The 15,388-nt window shown below is 36.4% G+C and carries 15 protein-coding genes and 1 pseudogene; 9 read left to right on the top strand and 7 right to left on the bottom strand.

What is annotated here, in order from left to right:
* Positions 1-100: 100 nt before the first annotated feature.
* Positions 101-799 (top strand): annotated as a pseudogene (locus tag HC725_RS16055) (LysR substrate-binding domain-containing protein); the annotation flags it as partial.
* Here the strand turns inward: HC725_RS16055 and HC725_RS16050 are convergent.
* A complete protein-coding gene (locus HC725_RS16050) occupies positions 796-3,507 on the bottom strand; it encodes a bifunctional acetate--CoA ligase family protein/GNAT family N-acetyltransferase (RefSeq protein ID WP_190332875.1) in 2,712 nt (903 codons plus the stop codon). The pseudogene HC725_RS16055 and the gene HC725_RS16050 overlap by 4 nt on opposite strands.
* Before the next feature lie 273 nt (positions 3,508-3,780).
* On the opposite strand from HC725_RS16050, the gene HC725_RS16045 reads away from it, so the two are divergent.
* On the top strand, positions 3,781-4,419 hold the full coding sequence (locus tag HC725_RS16045) for an SPOR domain-containing protein (RefSeq protein WP_190332874.1): 639 nt from the start codon (positions 3,781-3,783) through the stop codon (positions 4,417-4,419).
* Between the two features lie 111 nt (positions 4,420-4,530).
* On the top strand, positions 4,531-5,541 hold the full coding sequence (locus tag HC725_RS16040; RefSeq protein ID WP_190332873.1) for a D-alanine--D-alanine ligase: 1,011 nt from the start codon (positions 4,531-4,533) through the stop codon (positions 5,539-5,541).
* A 51-nt stretch (positions 5,542-5,592) separates the two neighbouring features.
* Here HC725_RS16040 and HC725_RS16035 read toward each other — a convergent pair whose 3' ends face one another.
* Positions 5,593-6,558 (bottom strand): tyrosine-type recombinase/integrase, encoded by a 966-nt coding sequence (locus HC725_RS16035; RefSeq protein ID WP_190332872.1) that lies wholly within the window; start codon positions 6,556-6,558, stop codon positions 5,593-5,595.
* 132 nt (positions 6,559-6,690) lie between these two features.
* Between HC725_RS16035 and yciH the strand changes: the two genes are divergently transcribed.
* From yciH to HC725_RS16015, 4 genes are all read left to right on the top strand, one after another.
* Positions 6,691-7,002, top strand: coding sequence for a stress response translation initiation inhibitor YciH (gene yciH / locus HC725_RS16030; RefSeq protein WP_190332871.1), 312 nt, complete (start codon positions 6,691-6,693; stop codon positions 7,000-7,002).
* A gap of 36 nt (positions 7,003-7,038) precedes the next feature.
* The gene (locus tag HC725_RS16025; RefSeq protein ID WP_190332870.1) at positions 7,039-8,460 is read left to right on the top strand and encodes an MATE family efflux transporter; all 1,422 of its coding nucleotides are present in this window, start codon (positions 7,039-7,041) and stop codon (positions 8,458-8,460) included.
* Between the two features lie 61 nt (positions 8,461-8,521).
* Positions 8,522-8,905, top strand: a complete 384-nt coding sequence (locus tag HC725_RS16020; RefSeq protein ID WP_190332869.1) for a cystatin domain-containing protein — start codon at positions 8,522-8,524, stop codon at positions 8,903-8,905.
* Positions 8,906-9,178: 273 nt separating this feature from the next.
* Positions 9,179-9,931, top strand: a complete 753-nt coding sequence (locus HC725_RS16015) for a DsbA family protein (RefSeq protein ID WP_190332868.1) — start codon at positions 9,179-9,181, stop codon at positions 9,929-9,931.
* 444 nt (positions 9,932-10,375) lie between these two features.
* Here the strand turns inward: HC725_RS16015 and maoP are convergent, their stop codons facing one another.
* Complete coding sequence (gene maoP, locus HC725_RS16010; protein WP_190332867.1) at positions 10,376-10,723, bottom strand: DUF413 domain-containing protein; 348 nt, start codon at positions 10,721-10,723, stop codon at positions 10,376-10,378.
* Positions 10,724-10,886: 163 nt separating this feature from the next.
* Here maoP and hdfR point away from each other — a divergent pair, with 163 nt between their 5' ends.
* Together hdfR and HC725_RS16000 are read left to right on the top strand one after the other, a co-directional pair.
* On the top strand, positions 10,887-11,750 hold the full coding sequence (hdfR, locus tag HC725_RS16005) for an HTH-type transcriptional regulator HdfR (RefSeq protein ID WP_190332866.1): 864 nt from the start codon (positions 10,887-10,889) through the stop codon (positions 11,748-11,750).
* Positions 11,751-11,862: 112 nt separating this feature from the next.
* Positions 11,863-12,036, top strand: coding sequence for a hypothetical protein (locus HC725_RS16000; RefSeq protein ID WP_190332865.1), 174 nt, complete (start codon positions 11,863-11,865; stop codon positions 12,034-12,036).
* 71 nt (positions 12,037-12,107) lie between these two features.
* Here the strand turns inward: HC725_RS16000 and HC725_RS15995 are convergent, their stop codons facing one another.
* Genes HC725_RS15995 through vxrA form a run of 4 tightly spaced genes read right to left on the bottom strand, consistent with a single transcriptional unit; the run spans position 12,108 to position 15,205 of the window.
* The gene (locus tag HC725_RS15995) at positions 12,108-12,248 is read right to left on the bottom strand and encodes a YoaH family protein (RefSeq protein WP_190332864.1); all 141 of its coding nucleotides are present in this window, start codon (positions 12,246-12,248) and stop codon (positions 12,108-12,110) included.
* 9 nt (positions 12,249-12,257) lie between these two features.
* The gene (locus HC725_RS15990; RefSeq protein WP_190332863.1) at positions 12,258-13,124 is read right to left on the bottom strand and encodes a DUF2861 family protein; all 867 of its coding nucleotides are present in this window, start codon (positions 13,122-13,124) and stop codon (positions 12,258-12,260) included.
* Positions 13,125-13,128: 4 nt separating this feature from the next.
* Positions 13,129-13,785 (bottom strand): response regulator transcription factor VxrB, encoded by a 657-nt coding sequence (gene vxrB, locus HC725_RS15985; protein WP_190332862.1) that lies wholly within the window; start codon positions 13,783-13,785, stop codon positions 13,129-13,131.
* Entirely contained in the window at positions 13,760-15,205 is a 1,446-nt protein-coding gene (gene vxrA, locus HC725_RS15980; protein WP_238928551.1) for a sensor histidine kinase VxrA, read from the bottom strand. The genes vxrB and vxrA overlap by 26 nt, the downstream gene beginning before the upstream one ends.
* Positions 15,206-15,388 lie beyond the last annotated feature (183 nt).

The following is a 15,388-nucleotide window of genomic DNA, read 5'->3' as shown; positions in this document are numbered from 1 at the left end:
TGGAATATTAGAAATTAGCAATAGCTGAGCAAATAAGTGGATCAATATTAAAACGGTGAATTTTTAAAAAAGTGGATCAGATTTCAACTGGTGTTGACAATTACTTGATCGTGGGCGTACCATTATTGCAGCTGCGCAAGAATTAGTTTCGGATGCAAATATTCTTGCTCATGGATGGGAATTAGATTTAACGATTGCTTACGATGGGTTAATTCCTGTATCGAGTTTGTTTCCTTTAGTTATGTCTATAGAAGGAGTAGCTAAAACAAGAATTAAACTTCAAGAAGAAATATTAGCAGGATGTTGGGAGTCTTTGGCTTATGGTCGTGCTGATATTTTGATCTGCCCTAAGCTAGATCATCCACCTATTGATGTGAAAATTGATTCATTAGGTTATATGGAGATGGTATGGGTGGCTAGCAATGATCACCATGTACATAAACGCTCATCACCTTTTGATACTGATGCACAAAAAAATTATCGAGCTATTGTTATTGCAGATACCGCCAGAACTTCTCCTGCATTAACACGTAATCTATTAGATGATCAACCACGTTTAACCGTTGATAATTTTAATGCAAAATTAGAAGCTTTATGTGCAGGTATTGGCATTGGCACTTTACCTAAAAATGTTGCATTACCACTTATTGAAAGTGGTGTGTTAAAAAAAATCGACAATACTCACGAAGAAAAATTTGAAGTGGTGATTGCTTGGCGAAGAAATAAAATGGGTAAAGCAAAAACATGGGCAATTCAACAAATCAAAAAGGAATGGAAGTCATCTAGTCTGTTCGGCTAATCTGATTTATTTGATTCATTAATGGGATCTTGTAGTTCTAGCTGCATATCAACAACATTGTCTTCAAAGGTAATCACTGTGTTGAATCCCATTTGTTTTGCGAGCCCGATCATCCCTTTATTTGATGGCATAGTCATTCCCACCATTTTTTTTGTTCCTTTCTCTTTGCTATAGTGAACGAGCTTTGCTAATAAAATTTTACCTAGTCCTATACCTTTTAAATCAGAACGGACCAAAATAGAGAATTCAGCCGCATAGTTATGAGGATCGGCAACCACGCGTGCAACTCCGATAATATGTTCTTGCTTATTTTTATCTACTTGAATAGCAACGAAGGCCATTTCTCGGTCGTAGTCAATTTGAGTCAAGTTAGCCAACGCTTCATGGTTAAATTCCCCAACATCGGAGAAAAATCGTTTATACAAGTCTTCGCGAGAAACTTGAGTGATAAATTGGGCTAACTGGCTTTCATCTTCGGGTAAAATAGGGCGAAGTAAACAAGGCTCATTATTTTTCAAATTAATTATTTTTTCATGCTCTACTGGGTAAGGTTTAATTGCTAAACGTTGTCGCGGGCAGCCTTCTTTTGATTGCAACTCTAATCTTGCATCAAGAACAGTAAATTCATCACCTGATGCTAATAAAGGATGTAAATCTAAACTTATTATCTCTGGGCAATCAATGACCATTTGTGATAATCGTACGAGAAATCGGCATAAAGCAATGGTATCTATAGGAGTGGGTAATTGTTCTAACCTTAGCTTTCCTACTCGCATGGCTCTAATAATTAGATAGCGTGAGAGCGCCATATTTAAGGGAAGAAGTGCAACTGAAGCATCATTATTTTCATCCCATTCAGATCCTCCTTGTCCAAGTTTAATGACTGGTCCAAATACAGGATCACTGTCTATTTTTATGCGCAATTCTTGAGAACCAGCTCGGTTTACCATCGTTTGAATGGTTAGCCCTTGAATTAAAGCGGAAGGGTAAGCCTGTTTTGCTCGATCTAAAATAGCTAATGCAGCACTCGATACTTCTTCTGCATTGCGTAAATTAAGCATAACGCCTTGAATTTGCGATTTATGTAATATATCAGGAGAACGCACCTTAACCGTTACGGGGTAACCTATTTGTTCGCTGATATGAATAGCTTCACTTGGATCTGAAGCAAGCCATGTAGGAAGAACGTTAATGCCATAATATTGCATCAAAGTTGTTATATGGTGAGAGTCAAAATGAGTTCTATCGTTCGTTACCTTATCTTTAATCCATTGCTTTGCTCGAGCTAGTTGTTCAGGATTTCTAAGCTCAACAGAGAGCGGCGTTTCCATTAATTGCTTCTGGTTTCTTCGATACTCAACTAAGTGCATGTACGCACCAATTGCACCTTCTGGTGTTCGATATGTTGGAATTCCAGCTTGAGTGAAGAGGAGGCGAGCTTCTTTCGCTGTTTCTTCTCCTGACCAATTGGTGAGAATATTAAATTGTTTGCTTTTTTTATGATTTTTAATGGTTTGAATAACTTTTTCTGCGGTTTTGGTTGGATGTGAAATAGCAGAAGGGCTATGCATAATTAAAATAGCATCAATGTCCTTACTATCGAATAAGCAATTCATGACATCGATATAGCGTTGACTATCTGCATCTCCTACTAAATCAATAGGATTACTATGTGACCAACTTTGAGGAAGCATGATATTTAATTTTTCCAGTATATCATCGGTCAATTGCGCTAATTTTCCGCCTCTATCGATTAATGCATCCACAGCCATAATTGCAGGTCCACCACCATTAGTGACAATAGCTAGTCGCTCACCTCTTAGCGGAACAGAGTGCGTTAATGTCTCTAGCGCTGCAAATAACTCATGCGTATTATTTACTCTTAACATTCCTGAGCGTTTTATTGCAGAGTCATAAATGACATCTAAAGTTTGTTTGCCTCGGGTATGAGCTAAAACCGCCTGCTGGCCAGCATAACTTCGTCCACTCTTTAGCACTAATATTCGGCGATTACGGGAGGCACTTCGTGCAGCTGACATAAAGCTGCGTGCATCTTTAATTGAATCTACATAAAGAAGAATGGCTGAGGTTTTACTATCTACAGATAACGTATCTAGAAGCTCGGCATAATCTACATCAATAGCATTGCCTAAAGATACGAAGGCGGAGAAACCAATATTTTTGTCACTTGCCCAATCAAGAATAGTGGTACATACAGCAGCAGACTGAGAAATAAAGGCAATGTTTCCGCGAGAAGCAGTGACTGGAGAGAGGGAGGCATTTAAGTTTATCCAAGGCAAAATAATGCCTAAACTATTTGATCCCAGAATTCGCATGTTAGCTTTCAGAGCAATTGCGAGACATTCTTCATCTAATGTTGTATCAGAGTTTATGCTTTGGTACATGTCAGCGGAAATTACAATGACAGAACCCGTCCCTTTATCTGCTAACTGTTGAATGATTAGATTATTGTGTTTAGCATTTGTGCAGATCACTGCTAGATCTGGAATTAAAGGTAATGCTTCGATATTTGGATATGCTAATACACCACTGACAGATTTATATTTTGGTGTGACAGGCATTATTGCCCCATGAAAACCTCCTTGAAGTAAATTATTCATCACGATCGAACCTGCTCGGAAAGGGCGTTGCGAAGCTCCAATTACAGCAATGGAAGATGGTTTTAATAATTTGTCTAAATTGAGCATTAGTATCTACCACGATGATAAAAGGCTTGAATATAGATATCATAATCAAAATAGACAAAAGTATTATCTGACAAATGCTTGTATGTGATCTATACCCATAATTCGGCGACTTAATGAAAATAATATCAATAAAGGAGTGATTCTAGGTTTGTATTAAAGCCCCGTAATAGAATATTGCCTGAATTGTATTCAAAGAAATTTTATTGCGTCAGGATATTGGCAATTTTTAAGTTTCTGATGGCTTACTCCTTGATATTAAATGGTGCTAGAGGCATGATGAAACTAGATTTTAATGAATGTGTGGTCACTATGAACAAGATAGCAATTATTTCTCTTTCCGCGCTGTTGTTGGCAGCCTGTTCGTCAAGCAATTATGATTCAGAAGTCAAAACAGAGTCTTACCAAGAGGCTTATAAAACGGATGAAGTTGCTCAACCAATTACTGATGCTAGTGCTGCTCCAATGGAACAGGATGTAAAAGATGAACCATCAATGATTGAAGCTTCCACTGACTCAAACAAGAAAGTGGTTAAGTTAAGCCCGGCCGCTGAAAAAAACCAACAAGCAACCAGCGAATCTTCAGTGCGAGTATTTTACCCAGAAGATAAAAATAAGTCAGCTCAGCAACCAGACTCTAATAACTACGTCGTTCAAGTTGCCGCTTTAAATGCTGAAGACAGGGTATTGAAAATGGCGGACCAGCTGCCTGATAATCAACCTAAATGGGAAAATGTTAAAACTATAAATGGTAAGCAATGGCATAGTTTATTATTTGGGGATTTTAAGACAAAAGATGAAGCAAAAGATGCTGTTTTACGTCTTTCTGTTGACTTACAAGCGATGGAACCCTTTGTTAAAAGTGTAAAATCGATTCAAAATTCTCAGTATCCAACACTTAAAAAATTACCTTAAACTATAAATTGGTAATAAAGACTTAAATGCGAAAGTGTTTTTTATATAGTAAATGCCTCTATCTTAGCTAGACGATAAGAGGCTAAATATTTCTGAAGAACAGAACTAATAATGAAAAATATATTACTTTTATGTGGTGGCGGTTCATCTGAACATGAAGTATCGCTAGTTTCTGCCCGATATTTAGAGCAACAGCTCAAACTAACCTCTGATTTCAATGTGTTAAAAGTTGAAATCACAAAACATAATGGTTGGCAGTTAGACGATAATTTAACATCCACTATTAAACAGGTTGAACTTGATATTACACATGCGGCTCTAAAAGGCGATGATTTTGCATTAGTCAAAATCGATTATGTTGTTCCTTGTATTCACGGTTTTCCTGGTGAAACTGGAGATATTCAGTCACTGCTTGATATGGCGAAGATCCCGTACCTTGGTTGTAATGCGGAATCTAGTTCTAATAGCTTTAATAAAATAACTTCAAAATTATGGTACGATGCTTTAAATATACCGAATACTCCGTATCGTTATTTGACAGAAAATTCTACTGAATCAATTCTTATTGCTGAGCAAGCTTTTGATTTATGGGGAAAACTATTTATTAAAGCCGCTAGGCAGGGCTCATCTGTCGGGTGTTACAGTGTAACCGAAAGGGGTGAGGTGGCAGCGACGATTCAAAGTGCTTTCCAATACTCTGATCAGGTTTTAGTCGAAAAATCAGTTAAGCCTCGGGAGTTGGAAGTTGCAGCTTATCAGTATGAAGGACAATTAATTATTACCCCTCCAGGTGAAATAATTGCTCCTGACGGCGTATTTTATACATATGATGAAAAATATAGTGCAGATAGCCATTCAACGACGGTGCTTGAAGCTAAGAATTTAAGTGAGGCTCAATTAAAGGCAATTGATCAATACTCGCGTAAAGTCTTTATTCATATGAAATTAAAAGATTTATCGAGAATTGACTTCTTTCTTACTGAAGATAATGAAATTTACCTAAATGAAGTCAATACCTTTCCCGGAATGACGCCAATTTCAATGTTTCCAAAATTAATGGAGCATAACGGTCATGTCTTTTTCGGTTTCTTAGAACAAGCGATTCGTCGAGCTACCCAATAATAATTGTGCAAGATTAGGTACGAAGTAGGGGTTGCGTGATTTATTAATCACTCAATCCCAATTTTTTATTTGCTTAAACTTAAGTTGCCCAGACTCGGATAACTGATGCTTTTCTAAATACTGCGCTGGCATGACAGGACTCATCCAGCGACCAAAATCTTGTATCTGTTTTAAATTATATCCTTGGGAATAGAGGTCTTTTGCGGCGCCAATCCGACTTGATTGACCTGAAAAATTCAAGCTTTGTGGTAGTTTCAATAAATCACTCGCTCTTCTAAAAACACGATAAATAGAAGAGTCATCTAGCGGTTGATCACCGAGATTTCCATGCTTATCAATTCGACTAAGTAAATAATTATTATGACTTGGTAAAATTGAAAACCATCTATCTAAAAGAGTGGATAGTGTTGAGTCCAAGGTATATTGAGTATCACCTATCATAATATGGCTTGATTCATGATCTTGTAAGATCAAATGACTACGTTGTATTGCTCTTAGTTGACCACGTTTTAATGCACATTCAAACATAAGGTGGTAGATAATGAGATCGCGTAAATCCTTAACTGAATCTGAATGCTCGAGTAAATGAGTTAATTGAATTAAATGTTGACGAGTGAAAGCTATAGCTTGAGTAGCATCTCCTTTTTTCTCAATGCGTAATGCGGAAAGAGTGAAATGAATTTGTCTATGATTCGTAGGATCCGCTAGGGAATGCAGCCGATGTATCAGACCAATCGTTAAACTGTATCGGCGTAATGTTGCATATTTCCGTTTTTTGCTTTCAGCCTCTAAGAATAATCTTATAGCTGTGATGGAAGCAGGAAGAACTGATACATGCTTTGAGCGACAAAAGGCACTAAACCGGTTCCAGTCATTTAGCATTGATAATAAAGAATTATTTGAATATTGTTGGTGTGTTAAAGTATCTAACTGGTCGTATTCAATATGTAGAGAAAATTTATCCCGACTACTTTTTAGTTCATCTATGTTTGAGTTTATAGGGATGACTTTACGCATAAGTTAGAACTCCTAGTGCACTATAACTTAATTGAATATAACAAATACACGAACATATCCCAAATCTCATTACTATTAAATTAATCTATAGTTAGATAGTATAAAAACTCAAAAAATATTAAAAGGTTATTTATGTCACTCGTATATTCAACAGACATTGGTCGTATTAAACAAGAAAAAGAGATTGATGAAAGACCAAAAGGTGATGGTATTGTTCGTATTCAACGACAAACTAAGGGACGAAAAGGAAAAGGGGTATGCATTATCTCGGGTTTGGACGGTAACGATTCGGAGTTAAAGTTAATAGCCGCGGACCTAAAAAAAGTTTGTGGATGCGGTGGCAGTGTAAAAGATGGCACCATCGAAATTCAAGGTGATAATCGCGAAAAAATAAAAAACCACTTAGAGAAAAAAGGCCATACTGTAAAACTAGTTGGCGGCTAATGTAATAGCATAGCGATAAATACAAACAGGTTATAAATGAAAACAAATAAAAGTACCATCTTTACAGGATCAATTAATAAAGCATTGATTAGTTTGGCTATTCCCATTGTAATTGGACAGATCTTACAATCAGCTTATCAATTAACGGATGCATTTTGGGTTGGCCGCTTAGGCGCAGCACAAGTTGCTGCCGTATCTGTTAGTATGCCCGTTACATTTCTTGTAATTGCTATAGGATCAGGCTTGGCCATGGCTGGCGCTACATTATCTGCTCAATATATGGGGGCAGGAAATCAAGAAATGGTAAACCATGTTGCGGCCCAAACCATGCTCATGGTGTTTCTTACCGCTGTAGTTTTAGGCTTAGCCGGTTATTATTTATCACCTTATTTTTTAAGACTATTAGGTGTAGAACAAGACGTCTATCATGATGCATTACAATTTATGCATATATCTTTTATTGGTGTGATATTCGTTTTTACCTATGCTATTTTTCAAGCAATTATGAGAGGCATTGGGCAAGTAAAAGTACCATTATATATAGTGCTTGCTACGGTTTTAATGAACTTCGTTCTAGACCCATTATTTATTTTTGGCTATGGTGACTTACCAGGGCTTGGAGTGAGAGGTGCGGCACTAGCAACACTTGTGACTCAGGCCATTGCGGCGATTGTTGGCGTCACTATATTCATGCGTGGTAAACATGGAATTCAATTAAATTTACGCAGTTTTATACCTGATTATGTCTATATAAAACGAGCATTTTACTTAGGAGCGCCAGGTTCAGTTGAGTTGTCGGCAAGAGCTTTAGGATTGATTATCATGTCATTTCTTGTCGCTAGTTTTGGTACTGTCACCATTGCATCTTATGGTGTTGGTTCTAATATTTTGCAATTCGTCACTATTCCAGCCATGGGTTTATCAATGGCGGTTTCAACACTTGTTGGGCAAAATATCGGGGCAAAGAATATAGAAAGAGCATCCAAAATTGCTATTTTAGGAACTATTTGGGGCTTTATTGGGTTAAGTATAATAGGTGTAATTGCTTATTTTTTTGCATCTTATCTAGTTGCATTTTTTGTTCCCAATGACCCTCTAGTTATCGAAAATGGTGCAGCTTTTGTAAGAATAATGTGTTTAACATGGGGCTTTATTGGTGTTCAGCTTTGTATAGTTTCTGCATTTAGAGCTTCTGGGAACATGCTCAACACCATGTTATTATCCCTTATTTCCCAGTGGGTAATTCAATTCCCAATTGCATATGTGTTATCGAAACATTCTGGTTTAGGTGCTCATGGTATTTGGTGGTCATTTGCGATTACTAATATTGCAATAGCTTTTATTTCAATTGCATGGTTTAGCCGAGGAAGCTGGAAAAATAAACGACTAACTGAGGACGATAAGCAAATTGCTCATGTTATCGAAGAATCGATCATTGAGATAGAGGACCATAGATAATCCCAAATAGATAACAAACCTCAATATAATTCAGTACTAATTTTCAATATGGAATCAAATTATGTATAAAAAAATACTTTTAGTAACAGCAAGCGCTCTAGTGTTAATGGCGTGTAGTTCAGAACCTGAGCAAAATAAACAAACTTTAGAAGTCTCGAAAAAATGCGAGGCCACTCAATCAATACCTGGCGGATGGCAACAAGCTAAAATTACCCCTGAGCTAAAGCAAGCTGCTATAGCTGCAGCTTCAAGTATGGAAGGCAAACACACAGTGAAAGAAGTTCAAAGCGCCACTGAGCAGGTTGTTTCAGGTATGAACTATAAGATTAATTTCACAACAGAAGAGTCAGATACAGCCTTTGTTGCCGTAGTTTACAGAAACTTAAATGGAGAATACGAAGTAAAAAGTATTTTGCCACAATCAGAAGTTGTAAATTGTAAATAAAGACTAATGTTAGCAATGTAGATTCATTGCTAACATATTTTTCTAGCTAAGGAGTAAGGTGTCGAAGCGTTCCATCCATTAATCACTTCATCATTTAACATAAGATACATAATGCGCACTTAGTATGTAAGCACAAAGTTGTAATGTCACTTTTTAAAATGGGATTGCAGGCGGAAATCATGAAATGAATACACTCTATTGAACTTAATAGTTCATGTATGTTCTTATAGAATCTATTCTATATTTTTAGCTAGGTTCAACGGTAAGATCTATATGAAAAAAATCATTTTCCCTTTAGTGCTATTAACCATGCCTGCATTTGCTTCTAGTGCCAACTTCACCCCTGAGCAACAAGATAAAATTGGTGAGATTGCAGCCCAATACTTAATTGACCATCCTGAATTTTTGATACAAGCAAGCCAAAAATTGCAGCAAAAGCAGTTAGAGCAACAAGAAAGTAACCAGAAAGAAGCTGTATTAGCAAATAAAGATGCGTTATTGAATGATCTTTCAACCCCATTTATTGGTCCTAAAGATGCGAAGGTAAATGTAGTTGAGTTCTTTGACTACCAATGTATATATTGTTTTAAAATATCGTCTGCCGTTGAACAGATGCAAAATAAATACCCAAACGTTAAGTTTATTTATAAAGAAACCCCTATTTTCGGTAATCGCTGGGAGCCATCAAAGTATGCTGCTCAAATGGGGTTAGCAATCTTTGATCAAAAAGGCTCAAAAGCATATGGTGATTATCATAATGGGGTTTATTCAACAGGTTTAAATGAAGGAAAACTCACTAAGGCTGTTATAGATCAGCAAGCAAAATCAGCTGGTATGGAAATATCGAAGTTTGCAGCAACAGAAGCATACCAGAAAAATTTACAATTATTTTCTCAGCTAGGTTTTAAAGGTACTCCAGCTTTAGTTGTAATTCCAAGTAAAGGGGCAACTATCGATAATACTTACGTGATTAATGGTGCGGATGTAGATGCATTAGCAAACGCTATTGAAACACTAACAAAATAAATTATTAATCGCAGACAAATCTACGGAGTACTCTTTTCTGAGGCTCCTTTTTTATTCCCTCGCCCCGATATTACCAAAAACTTTAACCCTTACCGCTCCATTTCTGAGATTAAACACAATTAAGTTACAGTGTCACCAAGAGTGGTGCAATAAGTATTATTAAAGGTAACGATTGCACCTGAAATTTTATAACAAAATAGAAGAAAACCCACACTACAATCTGGTAGTTAAGTTACAGATTGTTAGTAAATTGTGGGTAAATCACCCAGTCATTAGTCCTAAGCTTAATTTTACGCAAAGGATCGAATCCAACCAATTGATTTGTATCAATTAAATACTAATGGCACAATTATCCAGTTAGTTACGCTGTGATTATTTCTTCTTTTATAGTGGAATAAAAAAAGCCCACCACTGTGTGGTAGGCTTTTCGTTTTGTGATGAAAGTTAGTCATCTATTAGTATGTCGTCACTATCTCCATCATCGTCATCATACGACGATGATGCATTTTTTACAGTACTACATAGTGTATAGCTACGCTTACGTTGGGTTTTGTTTAGATATTTCTTCCAACAGTTTGAATAAGAGTTACCAATAATATCCCCACCTTCCTTAAAAGCTGAGATAAACAAAATCTCATCATCATCTTGTGGTTGAATTGTTCCCTCAAAAAGCCCCTGCATTGTACGGCCATAATTTTCAAGGGTCTGTGCCTCTTTAATAGTAAATTCACCTGAACGACTAAAGCCTCTAGCAAAGTGTTTATTATCAAAAAATTTACCAAGATTTCTCATTTCGTTTTAACCTTGTTACTCATGTTTTAGCGAAAATAGGTGTTTATCGCGTTTGTGTACAACAAAATATTTTGTTCAATTTAATAAAAATAATTTATCAAATTAGGGTATTCTTACTAGTAATAGACAATGTTGTTATCTTTTTAAATTGTTTGAGGTTTTGATGGATACTGAACTATTACGTACTTTTTTAGAAGTAGGTAAAACTCGTCATTTTGGTCGTGCTGCTGAGAGCTTATATCTAACTCAATCAGCGGTAAGCTTTCGCATTCGCCAATTAGAAAGCCAATTAGGCAGTCCTCTTTTTTCTCGTCAACGAGGTAATGTTCACTTAACTCCTGCAGGAGAAAGACTCCTCCCCTACGCTGAATCAATTTTACAGACATGGGGACGAGCTAGGCAAGATGTAGTCTTAAGTGAGAACTATATGGAACAGATTGCTATTGGGGCGTCATCGAGCGTATGGGAGTTAGGTGGTATCTCAGATTGGATTAATGACCTGCATGATAATTTATCTGGAGCAGCATTCCGATTGGAATCCATTAGTCGCCAAGATATTGTACGCGCATTATTGGAAAAAAGTATTGATGTAGCGTTACTGGGTGATCCACCTAAAGTTGAGGGCTTTAGCCTAAAGCGAGTTGCTAATTTTGAATTTAAGCTTGTCACAACAGAAAAAGGAATAGGTTTTGATGATCTAAAAGATCTTCCTCTTGCTTACTTAGATTGGGGAACTCGTTTTTCTATTGAACACGCAAGGATAAATGGTTTACTGAAAACGCCTATTCTCCATGCATCATCAAGTAGAATTGTTTTAAATTATTTATTATCGAATAAAGGAATGGCTTATTTACCAGAGCCTGTTATTTCAAAAACTGTTGATTCTGGAAGATTATTTATCATTGAAGATGCTCCTGTTATGGAGCAATCATTGTATCTTTGCTGGAATGATAGTCATGAAAAAGCTGATGTAATTCAGCAATTAATTGATATTAATTTTGAATTAAGAACGACTTCTGACGATTAATAATTTTCATCTTAACCTTAAAAATTATTCGTTTTACTGTCACATTGCTTTTTCATAATCTTACTGGGCTTAATAAAAATTGTTTTTATAATAACCGTGTTTGGATAACAAAATGAGCAACTGGGACAAATGGCTAAATAATGATAGCCGCGCTTTAGATAAAAAAGCAAAAAGAGATTTTGATGACTTTGATGGTGAGTTAGTCGAAAAGAGTAAATCACGTCGAAAAGCACATAGAGATAAGCATTCTCAACGGTTAGATGAGTTTGAAGAAAATCAGTATTAGTATAGGGGGCGATCTGCCCCCTATTATTTTATATAGCAATTTAGTTATAGTGCACAAGGACAACACTACTTTTATTTTTTGTCCGCTCTGATCTTACTCGCTATTATTTTAATTGCTTCCGCAGTGCTAATACCCTGCTCCATCAATTTTTGAATTTCTTCGACAGCTTCTTGTTGCTCTTTGTGTGTTAATGTTGGTATGTCATCAAACATAACTAACCCTTAATTAGATAAATCGTAAGTTTTATTAATCACTTGCTTATATTCGATTGAAATTAAGCCTTGCCAATGTTTATGTGTCATTGATACACCTAACAAATAACGGTTAGCAGGCAAGTTGGATGCAGGTAAAGTCTTTGGATAATTGGACTCATATTCTTTTGACCACATTTTTTTATAGTCACCATCGAGTATTCCATAAAGATTAACGTCCAAAACTGGCAATGGACAATATCGATTGAGTAAAGCCGTTTTATCGATGATCCAACTATCTTTAGAGCTCCACCTTACTGACTGCCTATTATCAGGAGTAGCTAAAATAACCCAATGCTCCCAATTTTTCCCTGATTTTGTCTCTAATTGAATTTTATATAGACCACTTTCTATTTCTGTATTTAAATCGATCTGGCTATTATTATGATATTTACCCTTTACCTTTTCATTCGTCAATTTTGCATGAGTAAGTAAAGACCGACTTGGCCAACGTATGAATGATAATTTATTAATGTCTTGTGTCGTTAGCACATCAATATTTAGGCTATAACTTAATCGTCCAGCATTTTGGATTTCTCGCCTTTGTATAGTGATTTTATCTAGCCAACTAGGATAACCAGAAGGATTAAATCCTCGACCACAGTCAATGTCTAAGCTTTTAAGTAATAAACCATCTAGATGATCTTTTTCATATGATTCAGGGTTGCTTTGCCATGCTTCAACCATTGAATCAAAACTTTGCTTTAAGTCTCCCTCAAGCAAAGCTTCATGAGACCTAACAATTGAATTTTGTTCTGTAAACCACTCTACTGCCGCCCAACTATGGTTAGGCAACAAAGGAATAAGAAGTAATAATGTAGACTTAATATTCAGCATGTTATTAAGCTTTCATTTTATAACCGACACCGCGTAATGTTTCAATCTTGATACTCGGGATTTTCTGACGAAGTTGTAATATGTGAGTATCAACAGTACGAGTCGTTGGAAAGTGATTATAACCCCATACATGATCAAGCAACTCATCACGCGTAAAGACACGCCCCAAGTTTGCAGCTAAAAAGACCAGTAAATCAAACTCAGTGCGAGTCATTGTTATAATCTCTTCACCAAATTTAACTTCACGGGTGGTTTTATCAATTAAAAGCTCACCAACTATGACTTTGCTGCCATCGTCCTCACCTTCTGGAACTCTTAGTTGAGCCCTAATACGAGCAAATAACTCAGCCTCTGCAAATGGTTTAGTTAAATAATCATTAGCTCCGGCATCTAAACCTGAAACTTTATCCTTAACAGAGACAAGAGCTGTTAAAAGAATTACAGGTACGGATTTAATTTGCTTCCAATCCGCTAAAAATGTTACTGAATCACCATCAGGTAATTGTCTATCAAGAATGACTAAATCTGCTTTATCCCACAAAGCTGCTACATCAGCAGCTCGTTCAACGTGCAAACATTCATAACCCGCTTGTTCCAGGCTAACTAATAATCCGTCAGCAAGGTTGCGATCATCTTCAACGAGTAGCAGTGTCTGTTTCACAGGGAATCTCCAATTTAAATGTCGTCGGTGGACCACTTAAGCTCATATTGCCTCCCATCCGGGCAACCATTGATTCAACGATCGTTAACCCTAGGCCTAAACCACTTTTACTTACAAATGGCTTTCGAAGTTTTGCCCAATCTTTTTTTGTTAATTGTCCTTGATCAATAACTTCAAGCACTAATTTATGTTTATGCGTTGTCGCTTTTAATAACACTGGAGCTATACCATATTTACAGGCATTACGTACCAGATTATCCACACATGTACCTAACCAGTAAATATTTACTTTGACGGCTAAGTCCTGATTTAATTCAATAGATATATTAAACTCAGATTCTTCATAGCGATATTCAAGCCACTCTCCAACCGAAGGTATCCACTCTGTCGCTAATATCTGAGTATCAGATTGTAGATAATCTTTACTTGCTTCAGCTAACTGTCTGAGTCTACGAGTATCTTCACATAATCGCCTAAATTCACTATAAACTGTATTTGGTAAATGTTCGAATTCCCGTCGAAATCCTTCAACAGTAAGAGAAAGACTAGCAATTGGTGTTCTTAATTCATGAGTTAAAATTTGTAAAACTAACATTCGACTTCGTAAGTCTTTACGCTTGCTTAACCAACGAGAGTAGCCCCAACTGCATATTAAAATGATATTAACAATACCTAAAGCAAATATGCTGTAAAAAAGGGTATCTGATTCGTTTCTATTATCCCAGCAAACATTACCATTACGGACATAACAATGTTCTGTAGAATCAAAAGAACTGACAGATAAATCAGCTCCTTTTCTGTGTGATTCTAGCGTTTTTTTCGAATAAATTTGATACTCAGTTCCACGCCGAAGCCAGATTTCATTATGTGACAAAATAGTCTCTGAACCAGCAATTAATGCCGTAACTGCATCATATGGCATTAATTGTAATCGACCTAATAATGTATTATTAGCTGCTTTTTGTCTCTCTTGCACATGCATAAACGGTGTTAATTCTTTATATTCCTCAGGATGTAACTCGACGTAACGAGCCGCATAAGTCCCCCCCCCAGGATGAATGAGGTTTGAACGAATAAACCATTTCAAAGGTAAGGTTGTACCTTTACACATTGCACGGGAGAAAACTAGAGGTTGTGTCACTGATGGACTAAGAGGGTATTTACCTTTGCATGTCGTGGCAATCTTATAAACTTGTTGTAAATCCTTTAATGGATAATGTGAGGTTTGGGGAAGCATACTTTCTGGTGATAATAAATTTGAGGGATAATCGGTCTGAATTACTCTCATATCATAAACAGCAATAGCTTCACTACTTATAAATGACTTTTTAAATTGAGCGATGCGTTCAGGTAACGTGTCAGCATGAACAGACAACGTTATACAAGAGAAGCTCAATATTAAAATATGTCGTAAATTCAAAAAACTACCTAAACTAATTTATTTCAATGAAAGGCATTCTACATTAAAAACAATAAAGGCAGTTATATTCGATATAGTTTTTACATGTCACCACCAGTGCAAAAATGATCCACTAACACCAATTGAAAATTGATCCACTTGGTATCATTCAGTTTTAACAAAACTGGATGGTGATTATGTTAA

Origin of the sequence: Vibrio sp. S17_S38 (genome assembly GCF_014694375.1) — a bacterium.
Taxonomy (GTDB): domain Bacteria; phylum Pseudomonadota; class Gammaproteobacteria; order Enterobacterales; family Vibrionaceae; genus Vibrio.
The sequence above is the reverse complement of the archived record's forward strand: the minus strand, read 5'-3'. Positions and strand labels throughout refer to the sequence as shown.

Bases quoted from the DNA above. Each gene is read 5' to 3' on its own strand.
- HC725_RS16050 (WP_190332875.1), bottom strand. From the start codon at position 3,507: ATGCTCAATTTAGACAAATTATTAAAACCATCTTCCATTGCTGTAATT.
- HC725_RS16045 (WP_190332874.1), top strand. From the start codon at position 3,781: ATGATGAAACTAGATTTTAATGAATGTGTGGTCACTATGAACAAGATA.
- HC725_RS16040 (WP_190332873.1), top strand. From the start codon at position 4,531: ATGAAAAATATATTACTTTTATGTGGTGGCGGTTCATCTGAACATGAA.
- HC725_RS16035 (WP_190332872.1), bottom strand. From the start codon at position 6,558: ATGCGTAAAGTCATCCCTATAAACTCAAACATAGATGAACTAAAAAGT.
- yciH (WP_190332871.1), top strand. From the start codon at position 6,691: ATGTCACTCGTATATTCAACAGACATTGGTCGTATTAAACAAGAAAAA.
- HC725_RS16025 (WP_190332870.1), top strand. From the start codon at position 7,039: ATGAAAACAAATAAAAGTACCATCTTTACAGGATCAATTAATAAAGCA.
- HC725_RS16020 (WP_190332869.1), top strand. From the start codon at position 8,522: ATGTATAAAAAAATACTTTTAGTAACAGCAAGCGCTCTAGTGTTAATG.
- HC725_RS16015 (WP_190332868.1), top strand. From the start codon at position 9,179: ATGAAAAAAATCATTTTCCCTTTAGTGCTATTAACCATGCCTGCATTT.
- maoP (WP_190332867.1), bottom strand. From the start codon at position 10,723: ATGAGAAATCTTGGTAAATTTTTTGATAATAAACACTTTGCTAGAGGC.
- hdfR (WP_190332866.1), top strand. From the start codon at position 10,887: ATGGATACTGAACTATTACGTACTTTTTTAGAAGTAGGTAAAACTCGT.
- HC725_RS16000 (WP_190332865.1), top strand. From the start codon at position 11,863: ATGAGCAACTGGGACAAATGGCTAAATAATGATAGCCGCGCTTTAGAT.
- HC725_RS15995 (WP_190332864.1), bottom strand. From the start codon at position 12,248: ATGTTTGATGACATACCAACATTAACACACAAAGAGCAACAAGAAGCT.
- HC725_RS15990 (WP_190332863.1), bottom strand. From the start codon at position 13,124: ATGCTGAATATTAAGTCTACATTATTACTTCTTATTCCTTTGTTGCCT.